The sequence below is a fragment of the Micromonospora sp. LOL_025 genome (assembly GCF_048060285.1).
Taxonomy (GTDB): Bacteria; Actinomycetota; Actinomycetes; order Mycobacteriales; family Micromonosporaceae; genus Micromonospora.
Map to the genome: position 1 here is coordinate 179,237 of NZ_JBHMIR010000008.1, position 19,055 is coordinate 198,291.

Below are 19,055 nucleotides of genomic sequence, written 5' to 3' on the forward strand. Positions count from 1 at the left end.
GGCCGCCTCGCCGCTGTCGAGCTGCCCCATCTGTGAGACCACGCCGTCTGGGCGCCCTGGCTAAGGGCGATGGTCTGATGACGTCGGCCGGCGATGCCGGCTGTCCCGGCCATCCCACGTACCCCCGTCGTCGGGTCTGCCCCGGCGCCGGGTCTACCGGCGCCGGATCCGCCCGACATCGGTCCGCCCGACATCGGTCCGCCCGACATCGGTCCGCCCGACATCGGGTCTAAGGCGTGTTTCATAAGCCCGGTCAGAGCCACTCGCAGATGATGGTGATGGTCAGGACGGCCTGGAACCGGACGGCCAACTTGTCGTAGCGGGTGGCCACGGCGCGCTGGCGCTTGAGCCTGTTGATGCCGTTCTCGACGGCGTGTCGCATCCGGTAGAGATCTCGGTCGAACTTGGGCGGGCGTCCGCCGCGGCTGCCCTTGGCTTTGCGGTGGGCGTCCTGGTCGATCTTGCTCGGAATGCAGGTCTTGATCCCACGCCTTCGCAGGTAGGCGCGGTTACCGCGGCTGGTGTAGGCCTTATCCGCCAGGACCAGGTCGGGACAGGTGCGGGGCCGCCCACTCCGAGACGGGTCACCCTGATCCGGCGCAGGACCGGGATGAACTGCGGGCTGTCACCACGGTGCCCGGCGGTCACGACCATCGACAGGACCTTCTGGCCTTGCTCACAGGCCAGGTGCGTCTTGGTGGTCAGACCGCCGCGAGATCGTCCAAGGGCGTGATCGGCGGGTTCGTCGTGCACGCCGCCGGGTGGTTCTTTCTGCTGGTGGCCATGTCTGCGGGCGCCGGCGGCGTGTTGGTGGGCGCGGCTGGTCATCGAGTCCACGCTCACCGTCCACGTGATCCGGCCTTCCGCGTCGCCGGCGGCCTGGGACGCGGCCAGGATTCTGTCCCAGGTGCCATCGCGCTGCCAGCGGCGGAACAGGCCGTAGAGCGTCTGCCAGGGCCCGTACTCGGTCGGGACGTCACGCCAGGGCGACCCGATCCGGATCCGCCACCTGATCCCGTCGATGAGCTGCCGTTTCTCCCACTTCGGCGGCCGCCCCTTCGTCGACGCGGCAGGCAGCAGTACGGCGAGCCGCTGCCACTGAGCGTCGGTGAGGTCGTGCCGCCTCGTCACCGCTACGCTGGCCACGAGGTCTCCGGTATGAAGTTCTTGCTTGGTCGCAGAACCAGATACCGGAGACCTCTTCAGTTGTCGATCACCGCCACGCCGTGACCTTCACCGGCCACCACGACTTCTGAAACACGCCTTACTGGGGTCGGTGTGCCCGGCCAGCGGGGCCAGCAGCGTCGGGACGCCCGGCCGGCGGGCTGCCCCATCTGTGAGGGCAGCTCGACAGTGCCTCAGCCACCATGCCTCCCGCCGAGGGCCCGGCATCGAGGCCATTCGTTTTCAGGCCCGCGTGAAGCCGAACGGGACCGCCAGCTCGCGCCGACCGGACCGGGGCGCCACGACAGACCGAACGCCACCCAAACCAGGCCAGGCCAAACCAGGCCAGGCCAGGCCAGGCCAGGCCAGGCTGGGCTGGGCTGGGCTGGGCTGGGCTGGGCTCTGGGGAGGTCAGGCGGTGGTCGGGACCTCGACGCCGAGCACCGCCTGCTCGTCGGGGCGGTGCACCAGCACGTCGGAGAGGAACGACTGCACGGCCGGGGCCATCCCGACGTCCCGGCCGGCCCGCTCGGAGAGCAGCCACTTGTGTTCGATGATCTGCGCGAAGAGCTCCTGCGGCTCCAGCTTGCGGCGCAGGTGCGCGGGCACGGCCCGGACCACCGGCTCGAAGACCTCGGTCAGCCAGCGGTGCGCGGCCTGCTGCTCGTCGGTCAGGTAGCTCTCGGCCCGGTACGCGTCGAGGTCGTTGAGCAGCCGGCGGGCCTGGTTCTCCTCGGCGTCCAGGCCGGTCAGGCGGAGCAGCCGCCGGGTGTGGTAGCCGGCGTCGACCACCTTCGGCCGGATCAGGTACCGCCCGTTGTCGATCGTGGACATGGCCACCTCGGCGACGTCGAAGCCCAGCTCGTTGAGGCGGCGGATCCGCCCCTCGATGTCGTGCCGGGCCTCCCGCTCGATCTGCTGCTCGTAGGTGATCTCGTGCCACAGCCGCTCGTAGCGCTGCACGACCTCCTCGCAGACCACCTCCGGGTCGATCGACTCGTGCAGCAGCCCGGCGGCCTGGAGGTCGAGCGCCTCGCCGAAGATGTTGACCCGGGCGATCTCCAGGTCCTCGCCGCGCTGGCCGTTGGAGAGGGAGTGGTGCAGCGCCCCGGTCTCGGCGTCCACCAGGTACGCGGCGAACGCTCCCGCGTCCCGCCGGAACAGCGTGTTCGACAGCGAGCAGTCGCCCCAGAAGAAGCCCGTCAGGTGCATCCGGACGATCAGGGCGGCCAACGCGTCGAGCAGCCGGCCCATCGTCTCCGGGCGCAGGGTGTGCGAGAAGAGCGCCCGGTAGGGCAGCGAGAACTGGAGGTGCCGGGTGATCAGCACCGGGTCGAGCGGCTCGCCGTCGTCGGTCTGCCGGTCGGCGACGATCGCCACCGCCTCCACCGACGGGAAGTCGATCCGCTCCAGGGCGCGCAGCAGGTCGTACTCCCGCTCGGCCACCCGCTCGCCGGTCTCCTTGACCGCGTAGACGTAGCCGCCGAGGCGGACGAAGCGCACGACGTGCCGGGAGATGCCCTGCGGCAACGCCACCAGGTGTTGCGCAGGCCACTCCTCCAGCGGGGTCGACCAGGGCAGGTCGAGCAGCGCCGGGTCCACGAGGGCCGAGGTGATCCGCACGGGGACAAGTCTGACGGGTACCCCCCGCCGAGCGCCTCCCTTCGTGGTTCGGCACACAGGCGGCCCCGGCCCGTCCCGGTCCGGCGCCGACCGGGGCCGGTAGCGTGGTCGGGGTGCGGGAGACCACGGCGGTACGGGGGAAGGCGCAGCTCCGGCCGGTCCGGCCGGCCGGCTGGTGGTTCGACGCGCTGCTGCTCACCGCCCTCGTCGGATTGACCGTGGCCCTCGCCGACGAGCGGCTCTTCGGGATCGACCGGGCGATCGCCGACTGGTCGCAGGCGCACCGGCCGACGGCCGCCCACTGGACGGCGGTGGTCCTCAACTACCTCGGCCAGGGCACCCCGTTGACATTGATCGCGCTGGGGCTCGGGCTGCTGCTCGCGGTGCGGCTGAGATCCGTCCGCCCGGTGCTGCCACCGGTGCTCGCCTTCGCCCTCAGCTACCTGACCATCGGCCCGCTCAAGGTGTGGACCGCCCGACCCGCACCCAGCGCGAGCGTCAAGGAACCCTTCCTGCCCGCCGAGCAGACCCTCCCGTTGTTCCAGGACGAGCTGCCGCTGCGGTTCGCCCAGTCCTACCCCTCCGGCCACGTCGCGAACGCGATCCTCTGGTACGGCGTCATCGCGCTGCTGCTCGCCCCGCTGCTGCGCACGTACGGCCGGACCGTGCCGCCCCGGCTGGTCACCGTAATCCGGGTCGTGCCGCCGGTGGTGGTGCTCTCCACCACCACCTACCTCGGCTGGCACTGGCTGACCGACTCGGTCGCCGGGCTGCTGCTGGGGCTTCTCCTCGACCGGCTGGTGCACCGGGCGCCCTGGGACGACCTGCCGTTGCCGGAAGCGCTGCGCGACTGGAACCGTCCGTTCATCTCCGCCCCCTAGGGTCCCGTCGTGGATCGACTGGCGCGCCGGCTGGGCGTAGGAGACGCGGTGGTCATCGGCCTGGGGTCGATGCTCGGCGCGGGCGTCTTCGTGGTCTTCGCGCCCGCCGCGGCGGCGGCCGGCGGGGCCGGCCTGTTGGCGGCGCTCGTGCTGGCCGGCTTCGTCGCCTTCTGCAACGCGACCAGCTCGGCCCGGCTCGCGGCCCGCTATCCGGAGTCCGGCGGCACCTACGTGTACGGGCGGGAGCGGCTCGGCCCGTTCGCCGGGTTCCTGGCCGGCTGGGGGTTCGTGGCCGGCAAGACGGCGAGTTGCGCGGCGATGGCGCTGGCCGTCGGGGCGTACCTCTGGCCGGGGCAGGCCCGGCTCGTCGCCGTCGGCGCGGTGCTGGCGGTGACCGCCGTGAACCTGCGCGGCATCGGCAGGACGGCGACCGCGACGAAGGTGCTGGTCGGCGTGGTGCTGGCGGTGCTGGCCCTGGTCGCGGTGGCCGGCACGGCCGGCGGCGAGGTCTCGCTCGACCGTCTCGGCGACCTCGACGGCTCCGGGCGGGGCGTGCTCACCGCCGCCGGGCTGCTCTTCTTCGCCTTCGCCGGGTACGCCCGGATCGCCACCCTCGGCGAGGAGGTGCGCGAGCCGGCGCGGACCATCCCCCGGGCGGTCCCGCTGGCCCTCGGCGTGGTGCTGGCGGTCTACCTGGTGCTCGCCGTGGTGGCGGTCGGCGTGCTCGGGGCCGACCGGCTGGCCGCATCCGCCGCTCCCCTGGCCGACGTGGTGACCGCCGCCGGGCTGCCCGGCCTGGCGTGGCTGGTGCGGGCCGGGGCGACGGTGGCGGTGACCGGGGTCCTGTTCTCCCTGCTCGCCGGGGTGGGGCGCACCGCGCTGGCGATGGCCCGCCGCCGCGACCTGCCGGGGGCCCTCGCCGCCGTGCACCCGGTGCACCGGGTGCCGCACCGGGCGGAGCTGGCCGTGGCCGCCGTGGTGGTGGCGATCGTGCTGCTGGGCGACGTCCGCGGCGCGATCGGCTTCTCCAGTTGCACGGTGCTGGTCTACTACGCGATCACCAACGCCGCCGCGCTGACGCTGGGCCGGGACCCGGGCCGGCGGCTGCCGGTGCGGGCGCTGGCCGTGCTGGGGCTGGCCGGCTGCCTGCTGCTCGCGGTCAACCTGCCGCCGGCCAGCGTGCTCGCCGGCGCCGCCGTGCTGGCCGTCGGCGCCCTCTGGTACGCCCTGCGCCCCCACCGGGCCTGACGCCGTTCCCGGGACGCGCAGCCCGGCGGACCGGGCGCCGTCACTCCTCCGGCTGGCGGGGCGTGGGCGCGATCGGTTCCTCCGGCGGGGGCGCGGCCTCACGGAGCAGGGCGTTCAGGCCGGCGCGGCGGGCCACCACCGTCAGCCGGTCGCCCGCGACGATCACCAGCCGCGCGTCGGGCGCCCAGTCGAGGCGCTGGCCGGCCCGGGCGTGCGCCAGCAGGCGTACGCTCTCGGCCCGTCCGACGGCGGCGAGCGGCCTGCCGTCCAGCGACGACCCGGCGGCGACCGAGACCTCGGTGACCAGCAACGCGTGCCGGCCGACCGGGATGGTGGCGATCACCGCGCGGTCCAGCAGCGCGGCGGCGAACGACGGCGCCGCGAGGTAGGACACGCTGCGCGAGACGCCGATGCCGAACGCCTGCTGGATACGTTCGGCGAAGTGGCCGTCGAAGAGCCGCAGCACCACCTGGAGTTCCGGGTTGACGGCCCGGCCGATGAGCGCCGCCTGGAGGTTGGTCTCGTCGTCGGTGGAAACCACCACCAGCGCCTGGCAGCCGCCCACCGACGCCGACTGGAGGGTCTCCTCCAGCGCGGCGTCGCCCACGATCAGCGGCACGCCCAGCCGCCGGGCCAGCGCCCCACCGCGCGGCTCGGCCAGCTTGTCGATCGCCACCACCTCGACGCCGAAGTCGCAGAGCTGCGCCATCACCCGGGTGCCGACGTTGCCCAGCCCGACCACCACCACGTGCCCGGAGCGCTCGGGCTGGATGCGGCCGGAGTGCAGGGCCAGCCGGGCGTTGACGATGCCGTCGACCACCACTGCGGTGATCAGCGGGATCAGCGCCAGCCCGGCCAGGTTGAGCACCACCTGCATGACCTGCTCGGCGGCGGACTTGTCCGGGTTGGGGTCCTGCCCGGTCAGCGTGGTCACCAGCGTGAGATAGAGCGAGTCGGCCCAGTCCTCGTGCGCGGCGTAGCCGTTGAGCGAGCCGAGCACCCCGATCACCGCCAGCAGCACGATCACCGCCACGCCGATCTTGCGGGTGGCGAAGCTGCGCACCGCGCGCAGCAGCACCGTCAGCGGGCGGCGGCGCCGGCGGGCCCGCCTCAGCCGGCGGGCGGCCAGCTCCGTCCCGGGTGGCGTCCCGGTCGCCTCGGCGATCACCAGGTCGGCGGCGCGCTCGTCGGCGGGCAGCAGCCGGACCTGCTGCGGGTCGCGGGTGTCGGCCACCCCGCAGACCACGTCGGTCGGGCGTACGTCGTCGCGGCGGGCCACGTAGAGGGTGCGCCCGCCGTGCCGGAAGTGGGTGGGGGCGACCTCGCCGAGCGCGGCGGCCACGAAGGCGGGGGCGGCCATGGAGGCGTCGGAGAGCACCGCCGAGTCGGGGAAGATCTGCCGCACCCCGTTGGCGAGGCCGGTGTTGAACATCCGCACCACCAGGCGCAGCCGGGGCTCGACCTCCTGCGCGCACAGCGCGGCGTGCATGTTGCCGACGTCGTCCTGGTGCAGCAGGGCCAGCCCGTCGGCGCCGGCCAGCCCGGCCCGGCGGAAGGTGACCTCGTCCAGCCGGTCGGCGCGGACGACCTCGACGCCCTGGAGGTCCCGCCCGTCGGGCTCGTCCGAGCGCGGTCGTTCGGGCACGACCAGGGTGATCCGGACGCGGCCGGCCTGGAGTTCGGTGGCGAGCAGCGCCCGCACCACCCAGTAGGCGAGGGCGTCGCGACCACAGATCACGTAGTGCGCCCGCGCGTCGCCGTTGGCCCGGAGCCGCCGGCCGGCACGCCGCGCACGATCCAGCAGGGGCTCCGCCATGCGCCGCATCGTAGTCAGCCGGTCGCGCCGCGCGCAGCCCTCTGATCATGAACGCTGGTCGCGCCGGCATGTCCCCTCCGGTGACGGGTAGAGCACCGGCATGCAGACGTTCCTGCCGTACCCGGACTTCCTGGCCAGCGCCCGGACGCTGGACCAGAAGCGGCTGGGCAAGCAGCGGGTGGAGACCATCCAGGTGCTGCGCGGGCTGACCTGGCCCACGTACGGCTGGCGCAACCACCCGGCGGTGAGGATGTGGGCCGGGTACGAGGAGGCCCTCACCCGGTACGGGCTGGACGTCTGCGCGGTCTGGTGCGAGCCCGGTCGGGCCGACACCTGCGCGACCACGATGACCACCGACCTCGCCGCCGCCTGCGGCCTGACCCGGGTGCGCACCCAGGCCGAGCTGGCCGAGGCCGGGGAGCTGCCGCCCTGGCTGGGCCGCGACGACCTGCACCTGAGCCACCGCTCGTCGCTGCTGCGCAAGGACCCCGGGCACTACGGGCCGATCTTCGGCGACGACGTCCCGCCCGACCTGGAGTACGTCTGGCCCGCCTCGGACCGGCAACGGCGCTGCCTGCCGCCGCCGACGTGAGCCGGGGCGCGTGAGCCGCCTGCGGTCGGGGAACGTTCCTCCTGGCTGGTCACCGGGCAGACTGGAGACCCATCCGGCGGAAAGGTGCACATGGCGCTGTCGAAGGTGGTCGGTCGGCTCATCGGCGTACGCGAGCACGAGGTGGACCCGGGCGGTGGCGGCGCCCCGCGCGTGCCGGGCCCGGTCGAGGCGGTGGTGGTCGGCGGCGGGATCGCCGGCATGTCGGCGGCGGTCGTGCTGGCGGAGCGCGGGGTCGCGGTGACCGTGCTGGAGGCCGCGCCGACGCTCGGCGGCCGGCTCGGGGCCTGGCCGGAGACGCTCGCCGACGGCACCCGGCAGACGAACGAGCACGGCTTCCACGCGTTCTTCCGGCAGTACTACAACTGGCGGTCGATCCTGCGCCGCGCCGACCCGGGCCTCGGCTTCCTCAAGCCGGTTCCGGGCTATCCGATCCTGAGCGAGCGGTGGCCCACCGAGGAGTTCGGCAGGCTGCCGCCCGCGCCGCCGATGAACCTGCTGGCGCTGCTGCTGCGCAGCCCCAGCCTGCGCCTGGGTGACCTGCGGGGAATGGACCGGGACGCGGCGCTGCCGCTGCTCACCTACGACCCGGGGCGCACCTACGCCGAGTTCGACGACACGACCGCCGACGCGCTGCTCACCTCGCTGCGGCTGCCGGACCGGGCCCGCGCGATGCTCTTCGAGGTCTTCTCCCACTCGTTCTTCAACCACGAGGCGGAGATGTCGGCGGCGGAGATGATCGCCCAGTTCCACTTCTACCTGCTGGGCAACCCGGAGGGGCTGGCCTTCGACTGCCCGGACGAGGACTACGCGACGGCGATCTGGGAGCCGCTGACGCGGCACGTGGAGAAGCACGGCGGCCGGGTGGTGACGCACGCCGCCGCCACCGTCGTGACCCGCGACGGCGCCGGCTGGCGGGTGGCGACCGCCGACGGCACGTCGTACCCGGCCCGGCACGTGGTGCTCGCCGTCGACCCGCCCGCCCTCGCCGCGCTGATCGCGGCCTCGCCCGGCCTGGCCGACCACGCGCCCCGGCTGGCGGCGCGGATGCCCGCGTTCGGCCGGCCAGGACCGCCGTACGCGGTGGCGCGCTACTGGTGCGACGGGGACGTCTCCGCCGACCGGGCGGTGTTCAGCGGGGTGTCCCGGCAGCCCACCCTGGACTCGGTGACCCTCTACCACCGGCTGGAGAACGAGTCCCGCCGCTGGGCGGAACGCACCGGGGGCTCGATCGTGGAGCTGCACGCGTACGCCTGCGAGGCGGGCGTGCCCGCCGAGGAGCTGGCCGAACGGATGCGGGTCGAGCTGACCGCGCTCTGGCCGGAGGCGGCCCGGCTGCGGGTCCGCGAGCTGCGTGCCCGGGTGGAGGCGCAGGCGCCGGCGTTCACGCCCGGCAGCCACGCCTGGCGGCCGGGGGTACGCACCGACGCCGACGGGCTCTACCTGGCCGGCGACGGCATCCGGACGGAGTTCCCGAGCGCGCTGATGGAGCGCTCGGCGGCGACCGGGATCATCGCGGCCAACCACGTCCTGCGGGCCGAGGGCGGCGCGGCCGAGCCGGTCCGCTCGATCCGGCCGCGGGGCCTGCTCGCCGGTCGGGGATGAGCAAAACGGACAAATAGGCCGCTCGGCTGGCCTAGGCTGACCGTCTGGGATGAGCCGGGAGGTCAGCGGGATGTCGCCGCGTACGGACGACGGCCCACTCGTCGCCGACGTCCCGCGGGACGACGCGTACCCGCTGGTCCGGGACGAGCGGGCCTGCGTCGTGACCGCCCTGCGGCTCGGCTGGTGGATGGCGGACGCCTACCACCACGCGCGGACCGCCGAGCTGCTCGACCCCGGGGCCGACCGGCCGGCGGGCGCACCGGCGAAGCTGTCCAACCTGACCGAGATGTCGGGGCGGCGGCGGATGCACATGTACCTGGACGGCGTGGAGGTCGCGCTCACCCAGATCGCCGAGCTGACCCGGCGCGTCGGCCCCCTGCCCGCCACCGCGGACGCGCGGGGCCGGGTGGCCGACGGATCCGCCGACCCCCTGCTGCTCGCCCTCGACGACCTGAACGTGGAGCTGCTGCGCTGGACGATGGCCACCAACCAGCGGGTGGGGCTGGCGTACCGGCTGGGGCGCTCGCTGGCCGACACCGTCCGGTACGGCGAGGCCGTGCGCAACGGCGACGCCGGGCAGGTGGCCCAGCGCTTCGGCGGGCGGCAGTTCGAGATCGGCCGTTGGCTGGGCGAGCTGGCCAGCGTGCTGCCCCCGTACTCGGCCGCGGTGGTCCGCCGCTCGCTGTCGGCGTGGGCGTCGGCGGTCACCAGGGCGGGCATGGGCGACCCGGCCGAGGCGGGGCTGCCCGAGCTGGCCCGCGAGCTGCGCAACCAGGGCGAGCTGTGGCAGGGCGTGCTCACCGGTGGGCTGCACCCGAGGGACCTGCTCGACGAGGAGGACTACGCCATCGTCGCCCGGAACCTGATCGTCCGGGACCGGAAGCTGGTGGTGCAGGCCGTCCGGGGGATCTTCTGGCCGGTGCTCGTCCCGCTGCTCGCGGTGCTGTTCGCCGTGGTGGGGGTGAGCGCGCTCGCCGCCGCCGGGTCGCCGGTCACGCGGGCCGCCGTGGCCCTGCTCGGGTTGGGCGCCGGGCTGGCCGCGATCTGGCGCACCGTCTCGGGGCCGGCGCTCGCGGTCGCCGGGGAGGTCAACCGGCCCCTGCTGGAGAGCGAGCTGTCCGCGCGGATGGCCGTACGCATCGACCGGCCGCTGGCCGCCGCGCGGGCCGCCGGCCGGGCCCGCCGGCAGCGCCGCCCCGACGAGCCGGGGCCTCGATCGAAATCCGTTGCCCCTCTCTCCCCCGCCGACCTACCGTGATCGCGCAAGGTCAACCACCGCCGCGGGAGCTGGTCATGTCGATGTCGCACGTCACCTGTGTGCCGTCGTGCCTGCCCACGCCTCCGGCGAACGGCGGTCACCGCGCCGAAGACCCCGGGGGCGGCCGGCCCGACTGACGCGTGCCCGCACGACGTCGAGCCGCCCGTCCGCACCCGGACCGGGCGGCTCTTTCGCTGTCCGGCCCGCCCAGCTCGTCACCGCCACGAAGGGAGACACCGGTGGACGCCGTCCTCGTCGTCAACGCCGACCTCGGCCCGCTGCACCGGGTCACCGTCCAGCACGCGATCCGGATGCTCTGCCGGCGGGTCGCCGAGATCCACGAGGCCGAGCCGGACCGGGTGATCGGGGTGTTCCCGGTGCCCCGGGTGGTGCGCCTGGTCCGCTACGTGGTGACCCGGTGGCGGTTCAGCGCCGGACCGGCCTGGTCCCGGGCGGGCGTGCTGCGCCGCGACGGGCGCTGCTGCGCGTACTGCGGCGGACCGGCCGGCACCATCGACCACGTCCTGCCCCGCTCGCGCGGCGGCCGGAACACCTGGCGGAACACGACCGCCGCCTGCTACGGCTGCAACCAGCGCAAGGGCGACCGGACGCCGGCCGAGGCGGGCATGCCGCTGCGGCGCGAGCCGGCGACCCCGACCTGGGCGGCGCTGGCGGGGCGGTGACGGACCGGCCGGCGGGAACGGGGGGCCGCGTCGGGGGTACGGCCCCCGGCGCGGCGCCCGCCGGCCCCGGGGGGTCAGTGCCGGGCGGGCGGGGTCCAGCCGAAGCGGGCCGGGCGGCGTTCGTGGAAGGCGGCGACGCCCTCGCGGGCCTCGCCGCTGGCCCGGACCTGCCCGTGCCACCAGGCGATCCGGTCCTCGTCCGCCCGCCCGTCGACGATCTCCTTGGCGGCGGCGACGCTGAGCTGGGACCGGGCGACCACGGCGGCGGTCAGTTCGTCCACCCGGGCGGCGAGCCCGTCGCCCGGGTGGACCTCGTCGACCAGGCCCACCCGCAGCGCCCGCTCGGCGTCGACCAGCTCGGCGGTGAAGAGCAGGTGCTTGGCCGCGGCCGGACCGACCAGCCGGGCCAGCCGGCGGGTGGTCGGCGCCGGGTACACCAGGCCCAGCCGCGCCGGCGGCACGCCGAACCGCGCGTCGACGGCGGCGATCCGCAGGTCGCAGGCGACGGCGAGCTGACAGCCGCCGCCCACGCACGCGCCCCGGACGGCGGCGACGGTCGGCTTGGCGAAGGCGGCGAGCCGCTCCTCGGCAGCCACCGCGATGCTGGCGTCGCCGGCGTCCAGCAGCTCGTCCAGGTCGCTGAGGTCCGCGCCGGCGCAGAAGGTGTCCCCCGCGCCGGTGAGCACCAGCGCCCGGACGGCCGGGTCGGCCTCCAGCCCGTCGAGCAGCTCCGGCAGCCGCCGCCACATCGCGGTGGTCATCGCGTTGCGCCGCGCCGGGTTCCGGATCACCACCGTCGCCACCGGCCCGGCCACCTCGACGAGGAGTTCCGCGTCCGCCACCGTCACCACCCCTTCGACGTCCCGCCCGGCCGCCGGAACCGGCGACGCGTGCGGCGACCATAACGGCGCCGGCCCGACGGCCACCCTGGCGGGGTGGTCACCGGGCCGGCGACGGTACGGCTACGTCAGGAGACGTTGAGGGCGGTGTCGTCCACGACGAAGGACGTCTGGAGCGACGCGTCCTCGACGCCGGTGAACCGCAGGGTCACGGTCTGCCCCTTGTACGCGGCCAGCGAGAACGACTTCTGGCTGTACCCGGCGGCCTTGTTCAGGTTCGAGTACGTGGCGAGGGTCGCCAGCACCGTGCCGGAGGAGTTGAGCACCTGCACCCGCAGCGTGTCGTACGCGGTGCCGGTGGTGGTCTCCGCCGTGTCGATGTGCAGCCAGAAGCTGAAGTTGTACGACGTGCAGCCGGCCGGCAGGCTCACCGACTGGGAGAGCGTCTCGGTGCGGGTGCTCCCGTACCCGTTCATCCACGCGTTCCACGTGCCGGTGCGGGCCGGCTGCGAGGTGCCGTGCTGGCCGATGACGCCCGAGGTCTGCGTCCAGGTGGTGACCCCGGACTCGAAGCCCGGGTTGCCGAGCTTCTGACCCGGGCTGGTGCAGCCGCCGCCGGTGCCGTTCACCGTCAGCGTGTAGGTGGCGCTGCGGGTGACCGAGCCGGCGCCGTTCACGGTGACCGTGTAGGTGCCCGGCGGCGTGGCGGCCGTGGTGGCGACGGTGAGGGTCGAGGAGCCGCCCGAGGTCACCGAGGCCGGGCTGAACGAGGCGGTCGCCCCGCTCGGCAGGCCGGCGGCCGACAGCGTCACGGTCTGCGCCGAGCCGCTGGTGGTGGCCGTGGCCACGGTGGTGGAGACCGAGCCGCCCGGGTTCACCGCGCCGGAGGTCGGCGAGAGCGAGACCGAGAAGTCGTTGCCGGTCGAGCACGGCGCGTCGTTGCCGGCCACGTTCACCGCCGTCCAGGCCGCCTGCACGGTCCGGTACTCGGTGGAGCAGCTGCCGTACAGGTCGGTCGCGGCGCGCAGGCTGTACGCCCGGGCGGTGTTGGCCGGGTTGCTGGTGTTGACGTACGAGGTGTTGGAGGTGAAGTACGTGTCCAGCGCCCGCCACCAGATCTTCTCGGCCTTGGCGCGGCCGATGCCCGTCACCGCCGGGGCGGAGCCGCAGATCGGCGAGGTGCCGTACGGGGTGGCCCCGGTGCCCTCGGCGAGGTTGAAGAAGAAGTGGTTGGCCACGCCGGACGAGTAGTGCACGTCCTTGTTCTTCGTGGAGGTCGACCAGCAGCTGTCGCCCGAGCCGTCCAGGGCCGGGTTGTACATGTAGCGCAGCGGCGTACCGTTGCCGTTGATGTTGATCTTCTCGCCGACCTGGTAGTCGCCCGGGTCGGCGGGGCTGTTGGCGTAGAACTCGACCATGTTGCCGAAGATGTCGCTGGTGGCCTCGTTGAGGCCGCCGGACTCGCCGGAGTAGGTCAGGCCGCCGGGGACCACGTTCTCGGTGACGCCGTGGCTCATCTCGTGGGCGGCCACGTCGATGGAGACCAGCGGCCGGGAGTTGCCACTGCCGTCGCCGTACGTCATCCGGGAGCCGTCCCAGAAGGCGTTGACGTAGTTGTTGCCGTAGTGCACCCGGCTGGGCACGCCCCGGCCGTCGCCGAAGATGCCGTTGCGGCCGTGCACGTTCTTGAAGTAGTCGAAGGTCCTGGCGGCGCCGTAGTGCGCGTCCACGGCGGCGGACTGCCGGTTGGAAGCGGTGCCGGTGCCCCAGGTGTTGTCGGCGTCGGTGATCGTGGTGCAGGTCGACGTGCCGTTGTTCATGTCGCACGTGGAGCCGTTGCCGCGCAGCGGGTCGACCATCTGGTACGTGCTGCCGGAGAGCGTGGTGTCCACGGTGACGGTGCCCGAGTAGACGCTGTTGCCCGTGCCGGCCACGGCCTCGATCTCGTCGTACGAGCCGACGACCTTGCCCGTGGTGGCGTCGGTGATGACGTGGAACCGCGACGGCGTCTGCCCGTCCGGGTGCCAGCCGGTGACGACGGTCTCCCAGGCGAGCCGGCCCTTGCCGGAGCTGGCGTCGACGAAGAGCTCCGGGGTGCCCACGGCGGTGAGCGTGCCGGAGAACTCGGCGCGGGCGGCCTTCCGCGCCGCCGCGGCGGGGACCTTCGCCGAGGTGGGCAGGGCCAGCGGGGCGTCCAGACCGACCGAGGAGCCGGCGTAGCCGCCGTTCGGGGTCGTGTGGATGACGAAGTCACCGCCGTACACCCGCAGGCCCTGGTAGGTCCGGGTGTAGCGGGTGTGCGCGGCGCCGTCGGCGTCCACCTTGGTGCTGTGCACCTGGTAGGACTCGGCACCGGTGCCCTGGACGGCGCCGGGGTTGGTCCGCAGGACGCTCGCCGCGGCGGCGACGGGCCCGCCCGGGGCGGGGGCGGTGGGGGGTGCCGCAAGCGCCGGGGTGGCGACGACGGTCAGCAGGCCGCTGGTGAGCAGGGCCGTACCGACGGCGGCGAGGGGTCTTTTCACGTGCCCTCCTGAACGGGGGTATGCGCGACAGGGATAGTCACGCATGTAGATATAACGATGCAACGACCCAAAAGAGAAGGGGTGATCGGAATTCCGCCCGGGACACTGACCGTTCGGTGGAACCGGGGCCGGCGGGAACCGCGCCGCCGCGCCGCGCGTCCGAGCGGCATGAGATCAGCTTCGATGGCCGGCGTCAAGATCGCGCTGGTGGCGACGGTCCTGTCCGGCTGCGCGACGACCCAACCGCCGCACCGGGTGCCGCCGCCGAAGAGCCTCCCGGCGGGCCCGTCCGCACCGGCCACCGCGCCACCCGCCTCCGCACCGACGGCCGCGGCGGCGCGCGTCGTGCTGACCCGGTCGGGCGGGATCGCCGGGCGCGGCGACACCGTGACGGTGGAGCCCGACGGCCGGTGGACCGTCGTCGACCGCGCCGGGTCGCGGCGTACCGGCCGGCTCGCCGGCGCGGACCTGGACCGGCTGCGCCGGCTCGTCGCCGACCCGGACCTCGCCGCCGAGGCCGGCCGCCCGGCGGCCCCCACCGCCTGCCGGGACGCCTTCAGCTACCGGCTGACGGTCGGGGCGGTGGAGACCGGCTACGTGGACTGCCCGTCCGACGGTGGCCCGCCGGCGACGACCCGCGCGGTGGTGGAACTGCTGGTCGCGGCCACCGGCTGAGCCGAGCCACCGCCGAGCGGGCGGGCCCTCAGAACCGGTGGTCCGCCGGCAGGCCGGTGCCGCGCAGGCCGGGCGGCAGGTGGGCGGTGTCGTTGACGGCGACCAGGGTGGGCGGCCCGCCCGAGCCGTAGCGGATCACCGTCAGCCCGCAGTGGTGCGCGTTGAACCCCAGCCAGCGCCGCTCCGGCGCGTCGAGCGCAGGCCGGACGAACCAGGCGATCAGGAACGTGTGCGTGACGACCAGGTCCCGCCGGTCCCCGTCCACCGGCGCGGGGGCGAAGCGCCGCACGGCCGCCGCCGTCAGTCGCGGCCCGTCGGCCCGCTCCGCCGGGGAGAAACGGGTCCCCACGTCGTCCCCCTCGTACGCGATCGACAGGCGTGCCACCGGCGGCACACCTGTCGATCATGGCTCCCCGCCGCCAGGTCAGCCCCGGGGGAACATCTGGCCGATGCGGATCTTGTTGCCGAACGGGTCGCGGATGCCGAAGTCGATCCCGTACGGGCGCTCCATCGGCTCGTCGGTGATCTCGACGCCCTTGGCGACGAGGTCCTCGTACGTCTTGTGCGCGTCGTCGGTGGTCATGAAGAGGTACCCGCCCAGCGCCCCCTTGGTGAGCAGCTCACGGACCTGCTCGGCGGTGGCCGGGTCCAGCGCCGGCGGGCCCGGCTTCTCCAGCAGGATCTCGCGCTCCGGGTCGCCGGGCAGGTTCACCGTCAGCCAGCGCATGAAGCCGAGGTCCTGGTCGGTGTTGACCTCCAGGCCGAGCTTGCCGACGTAGGAGTCGAGGGCCTCGTCCTGGTCGAGCACGTAGATCTGGGAGCGGCTGATCGCGTTCATCGTCATGCCGGAAACGCTACGGGGCGGGCCTGACCTGCTGCTTATCCAAAACTGACCTCTGCTGCCCGAAGCTGCTGGGCCGGGTCCATGCCTTGGTGAAGCACACCGGCACGGCGGCGGTCGGCGCCTTGCGGCGGCGGTACTCCGACGGCGGCTCCCCGACGATCTGCCGGAACGTGCGGCTGAACGTGCCCAGGCTGGAGAAGCCGACCGCGTAGCAGACGCCGGTGACGTCCCGGTCGGTGTGCAGCAGCAGGTACATGGCCCGCTCCACCCGCCGCCGCTCAAGGTAGCGGTGCGGGGTCTCGCCGAAGGTCGCCCGGAAGGTGCGGATGAAGTGCGCCTCGGAGACGTACGCGATCCGGGCCAGGGCGGGGATGTCCAACGGCTGGTCGTACGCGCGGTCCATGGCGTCCCGGGCGCGCAGCATGGCCCGGTTCGACTCCTCCGTGGCCCTGCTCACGCCGCCCAGCATAGGGCGCCGCCACGCCGGGCCCGCTACCTCGGCGCGGTCGCCAGGATCGCGTCGAGGCCCTGGTCGAACAGCTCGTCGTCGCTCCACCGGGCATCGTCGAGATGACCGGAGGCGGTGAGGGTCGGATAGGCGGCGGGATTCGCCGTGATGTGTCGCCGGGCCTCGCTGCGCGCGTGCGGATCCGCGGTCCGCCGCCAGGTGGCCTCGGTGAGCGCGGCGCCGACGACGTAGTTGGCGAGCAGGCGGGTGGCCACCGCCAGCCGGCGGCCCGAGAAGCCGCCGCGGACCAGTGCCGACTGGAGGAACTCGGTGCGCGCGAGCACGTTGGGGCCGAGCATGGGACGCCCGATCAGGCTCGCCGCCCAGGGGTGCCGGAGGATTGCCGCCCGCCAGTCCCGGGCCAGCGCGCGGACGTCATCCCGCCAGTCGCCCACCTCGTGCGGGAGCCGTACCTCGCCGAAGATCTGGTCGACGGCCAGGTCGAGCACGTCGTCCTTCGTCTTCACGTGCCAGTACAGCGCGGTGGAGGTGACGTCGAGCTGCTGGGCGAGGCGACGCATCGTCAGGCCGTCCATACCGTGCCCGTCGAGCAGGGTCACCGCGGCGTCGACGATGCGTTGCCGGCTCAGCGGCGGCGTACGGCGCGGGCGGGCCGACTCCGCGCGGAGCCACACCGAGCTGACGGCGTCGGGCCGGCCGGCCGGCTCTTCGCGGGGCGCCCGGCCGGATCGGTTGATGGTCACCCGAGCACTCTAGTACGGTGCTCGGGTGACTTAACGCTGGTAAGTTCCTCGACGCGCGTTAGGTTCGTCGGCCGCCACGTTCCAGAGGAGGCCCGGACATGCCCCTGATGCGGATCCATCTCGACACCGACCCGACCACCGCCCGCCGGGTCCTGGCCCTGCACCGAGCGGGGAAACACCACCACGAGTCCCGGGACGCCGCCCGGAGCGAGGTCTGGCGCCACGGCCGCACCCCGGCCGCCGAGCCGGTCTTCGTCGGCGTCACCAACGGCAAGCCCCTCCGCCTGATCTACGACGTGGAGGTCCACTTCGACACGACGCCCTGACACCGGCCGGCCCGGCGGTGCGCGTTCGACAGTGGGCGTCCTGGCGTTCGGCGACACCCACAGCACGGCCGGCTGCCGTGCACCCGGCTGCTGTATCGACGCTGCGGTCGACCGGCCGGCACACGACAGCACCCGGCGTGGAATGCCTGATGAAATTTGGAGCCCCCGGCCGGGATCGAACCGGCGACATCTCGCTTACAAGGCGAGTGCTCTGGCCAGCTGAGCTACAGGGGCGTGCGGTGCCGACGTCAGCATAGCGACTGACGTCCGGATTTCCGCCTCGGCAGGCCCCCCGACCACGGGAAACGTCGCCGATGCAACGACGTCCACCGACATCGACGGTCGATTGATGTCCGCCCGTGCCCGAGTGACCGGAATGTCTATGCGGTCCGTCCCATCCCGTGCGCCCCGCCTTGGCAGGTGACGTAAAGCCGTTTACCGTGCAGTGACACGGACGACATCTCGATCATCGAGAGGCTGCCCGTGGGTCGGCGCGTACCCGTGCCGGCCGCTCCTTCACTCGGATCGTCCGGCACGTTCCTGCCGGTGAAAGGAAGCACCCCACCATGGCTACGGTCACCTACTCCAAGGCGTCCCGGATCTACCCGGGCACGGAGCGTCCCGCCGTCAACCAGCTCGACCTGGAGATCGGCGACGGCGAGTTCCTCGTCCTGGTCGGCCCCTCCGGTTGCGGCAAGTCCACCAGCCTGCGCATGCTCGCCGGCCTGGAGGACGTCGACCAGGGCTCAATCCACATCGACGACCGGGACGTCACCCACCTGCCGCCGAAGGCCCGCGACATCGCGATGGTCTTCCAGAACTACGCCCTCTACCCGCACATGACGGTGTACGAGAACATGGCGTTCGCGCTCAAGCTGCGCAAGACCTCGAAGGCCGAGATCGACCGGCGGGTCAAGGAGGCGGCGGCGCTGCTCCAGCTGGAGGAGTACCTGGGCCGCAAGCCGAAGGCCCTCTCCGGCGGTCAGCGCCAGCGGGTGGCCATGGGCCGGGCGATCGTCCGCGAGCCGCAGGTCTTCCTCATGGACGAGCCGCTGTCGAACCTCGACGCGAAGCTGCGTGTGCAGACCCGTACCCAGATCGCGTCGCTGCAGTCGAAGCTGGGCGTCACCACCGTCTACGTCACCCACGACCAGGTCGAGGCCATGACCATGGGCCACCGGGTGGCGGTCATGCTCGACGGCGTGCTCCAGCAGGTGGACACCCCGCGGGCGCTCTACGACACCCCGGCCAACGTCTTCGTCGCCGGCTTCATGGGCTCCCCCGCCATGAACATCAAGACCGTGCCGCTGAGCGAGCGGGGCGCCGCCTTCGCCGACCTGCAGATCCCGCTCACCCGTGAGCAGGTCGAGGCGGCCCGCGCCGACGGCGGCGACAACAAGGTGACCGTCGGCTTCCGCCCCGAGGACTGCGACCTGGTCAGCCCGACCGAGGGCGGCATGCCCGTCGTCGTCGAGCTGGTCGAGGACCTCGGCTCGGACGCCAACATCTACGGCCACGCCGCGCTCGAGGGCAGCAACGAGCGCTTCGTGGTCCGCACCGACCGGCGCACCATGCCGAACATGGGCGACACCGTGTTCGTCAAGCCGCGCGAGGGCCGCAGCCACGTCTTCAACGCGAGCACCGGCAACCGCATCTGACGTACGACGAGATGGGGGTGCCCGCCGATCGGCGGGCACCCCCATCGTCTTGTCCGGCCGTATGCCTCCGAAGGCGAAGGGGTGGTCCGCC

At 73.5% G+C, this 19,055-nt stretch carries 18 protein-coding genes and 1 tRNA gene; 9 read left to right on the forward strand and 10 right to left on the reverse strand.

The annotated features are described in order from the left end of the window. Positions 1-253 precede the first annotated feature (253 nt). Together ACFHW0_RS13800 and ACFHW0_RS13805 are read right to left on the reverse strand one after the other, a co-directional pair. Positions 254-1,131 (reverse strand): IS5 family transposase gene (locus ACFHW0_RS13800; protein ID WP_416607727.1). Its coding sequence is split into 2 segments (ribosomal slippage): positions 254-573 and positions 573-1,131, totalling 879 coding nucleotides; the frame shifts between segments, so codons are not numbered across the junction. A gap of 444 nt (positions 1,132-1,575) precedes the next feature. Further along, entirely contained in the window at positions 1,576-2,787 is a 1,212-nt protein-coding gene (locus ACFHW0_RS13805; protein ID WP_416607664.1) for a DUF4032 domain-containing protein, read from the reverse strand. A gap of 113 nt (positions 2,788-2,900) precedes the next feature. Between ACFHW0_RS13805 and ACFHW0_RS13810 the strand changes: the two genes are divergently transcribed. Then, complete coding sequence (locus ACFHW0_RS13810) at positions 2,901-3,668, forward strand: phosphatase PAP2 family protein (protein ID WP_416607665.1); 768 nt, start codon at positions 2,901-2,903, stop codon at positions 3,666-3,668. Positions 3,669-3,677: 9 nt separating this feature from the next. After that, positions 3,678-4,916, forward strand: coding sequence for an APC family permease (locus ACFHW0_RS13815; RefSeq protein ID WP_416607666.1), 1,239 nt, complete (start codon positions 3,678-3,680; stop codon positions 4,914-4,916). A gap of 40 nt (positions 4,917-4,956) precedes the next feature. Here the strand turns inward: ACFHW0_RS13815 and ACFHW0_RS13820 are convergent, their stop codons facing one another. After that, positions 4,957-6,732: an NAD-binding protein gene (locus ACFHW0_RS13820; RefSeq protein ID WP_416607667.1), complete on the reverse strand. Its 1,776-nt coding sequence runs from the start codon at positions 6,730-6,732 to the stop codon at positions 4,957-4,959. A 100-nt stretch (positions 6,733-6,832) separates the two neighbouring features. On the opposite strand from ACFHW0_RS13820, the gene ACFHW0_RS13825 reads away from it, so the two are divergent. The 4 genes from ACFHW0_RS13825 (at position 6,833) to ACFHW0_RS13840 (ending at position 10,888) form a co-directional block, all read left to right on the forward strand. Continuing rightward, positions 6,833-7,324, forward strand: coding sequence for an MSMEG_6728 family protein (locus tag ACFHW0_RS13825; RefSeq protein WP_416607668.1), 492 nt, complete (start codon positions 6,833-6,835; stop codon positions 7,322-7,324). 90 nt (positions 7,325-7,414) lie between these two features. Next, positions 7,415-8,947 (forward strand): FAD-dependent oxidoreductase, encoded by a 1,533-nt coding sequence (locus ACFHW0_RS13830; RefSeq protein ID WP_416607669.1) that lies wholly within the window; start codon positions 7,415-7,417, stop codon positions 8,945-8,947. 70 nt (positions 8,948-9,017) lie between these two features. Then, on the forward strand, positions 9,018-10,205 hold the full coding sequence (locus ACFHW0_RS13835; RefSeq protein ID WP_416607670.1) for a hypothetical protein: 1,188 nt from the start codon (positions 9,018-9,020) through the stop codon (positions 10,203-10,205). A gap of 239 nt (positions 10,206-10,444) precedes the next feature. Further along, a complete protein-coding gene (locus tag ACFHW0_RS13840) occupies positions 10,445-10,888 on the forward strand; it encodes an HNH endonuclease (protein ID WP_416607671.1) in 444 nt (147 codons plus the stop codon). A gap of 74 nt (positions 10,889-10,962) precedes the next feature. On the opposite strand, the gene ACFHW0_RS13845 is transcribed toward ACFHW0_RS13840, so the two are convergent. Then, positions 10,963-11,736, reverse strand: a complete 774-nt coding sequence (locus ACFHW0_RS13845; protein WP_416607672.1) for an enoyl-CoA hydratase/isomerase family protein — start codon at positions 11,734-11,736, stop codon at positions 10,963-10,965. Positions 11,737-11,855: 119 nt separating this feature from the next. After that, positions 11,856-14,249, reverse strand: coding sequence for a M4 family metallopeptidase (locus tag ACFHW0_RS13850; protein WP_416607673.1), 2,394 nt, complete (start codon positions 14,247-14,249; stop codon positions 11,856-11,858). A 183-nt stretch (positions 14,250-14,432) separates the two neighbouring features. On the opposite strand from ACFHW0_RS13850, the gene ACFHW0_RS13855 reads away from it, so the two are divergent. Next, entirely contained in the window at positions 14,433-14,924 is a 492-nt protein-coding gene (locus tag ACFHW0_RS13855; RefSeq protein WP_416607674.1) for a hypothetical protein, read from the forward strand. 28 nt (positions 14,925-14,952) lie between these two features. On the opposite strand, the gene ACFHW0_RS13860 is transcribed toward ACFHW0_RS13855, so the two are convergent. The 4 genes from ACFHW0_RS13860 to ACFHW0_RS13875 are packed head-to-tail and all read right to left on the reverse strand — an operon-like array spanning position 14,953 to position 16,980. Continuing rightward, on the reverse strand, positions 14,953-15,309 hold the full coding sequence (locus ACFHW0_RS13860; RefSeq protein ID WP_416607675.1) for a histidine phosphatase family protein: 357 nt from the start codon (positions 15,307-15,309) through the stop codon (positions 14,953-14,955). Between the two features lie 39 nt (positions 15,310-15,348). Beyond that, entirely contained in the window at positions 15,349-15,768 is a 420-nt protein-coding gene (locus ACFHW0_RS13865; RefSeq protein WP_416607676.1) for a VOC family protein, read from the reverse strand. Between the two features lie 10 nt (positions 15,769-15,778). Then, the gene (locus ACFHW0_RS13870) at positions 15,779-16,237 is read right to left on the reverse strand and encodes a helix-turn-helix domain-containing protein (RefSeq protein WP_416607677.1); all 459 of its coding nucleotides are present in this window, start codon (positions 16,235-16,237) and stop codon (positions 15,779-15,781) included. Positions 16,238-16,260: 23 nt separating this feature from the next. Next, the gene (locus ACFHW0_RS13875) at positions 16,261-16,980 is read right to left on the reverse strand and encodes a TetR/AcrR family transcriptional regulator C-terminal domain-containing protein (RefSeq protein WP_416607678.1); all 720 of its coding nucleotides are present in this window, start codon (positions 16,978-16,980) and stop codon (positions 16,261-16,263) included. 98 nt (positions 16,981-17,078) lie between these two features. Between ACFHW0_RS13875 and ACFHW0_RS13880 the strand changes: the two genes are divergently transcribed. After that, positions 17,079-17,306, forward strand: coding sequence for a hypothetical protein (locus ACFHW0_RS13880; RefSeq protein ID WP_121401525.1), 228 nt, complete (start codon positions 17,079-17,081; stop codon positions 17,304-17,306). A gap of 157 nt (positions 17,307-17,463) precedes the next feature. Here ACFHW0_RS13880 and ACFHW0_RS13885 read toward each other — a convergent pair. Beyond that, positions 17,464-17,540, reverse strand: a tRNA-Thr gene (locus ACFHW0_RS13885). Between the two features lie 332 nt (positions 17,541-17,872). On the opposite strand from ACFHW0_RS13885, the gene ACFHW0_RS13890 reads away from it, so the two are divergent. Then, positions 17,873-18,964, forward strand: coding sequence for an ABC transporter ATP-binding protein (locus ACFHW0_RS13890; RefSeq protein ID WP_416607679.1), 1,092 nt, complete (start codon positions 17,873-17,875; stop codon positions 18,962-18,964). Positions 18,965-19,055 lie beyond the last annotated feature (91 nt).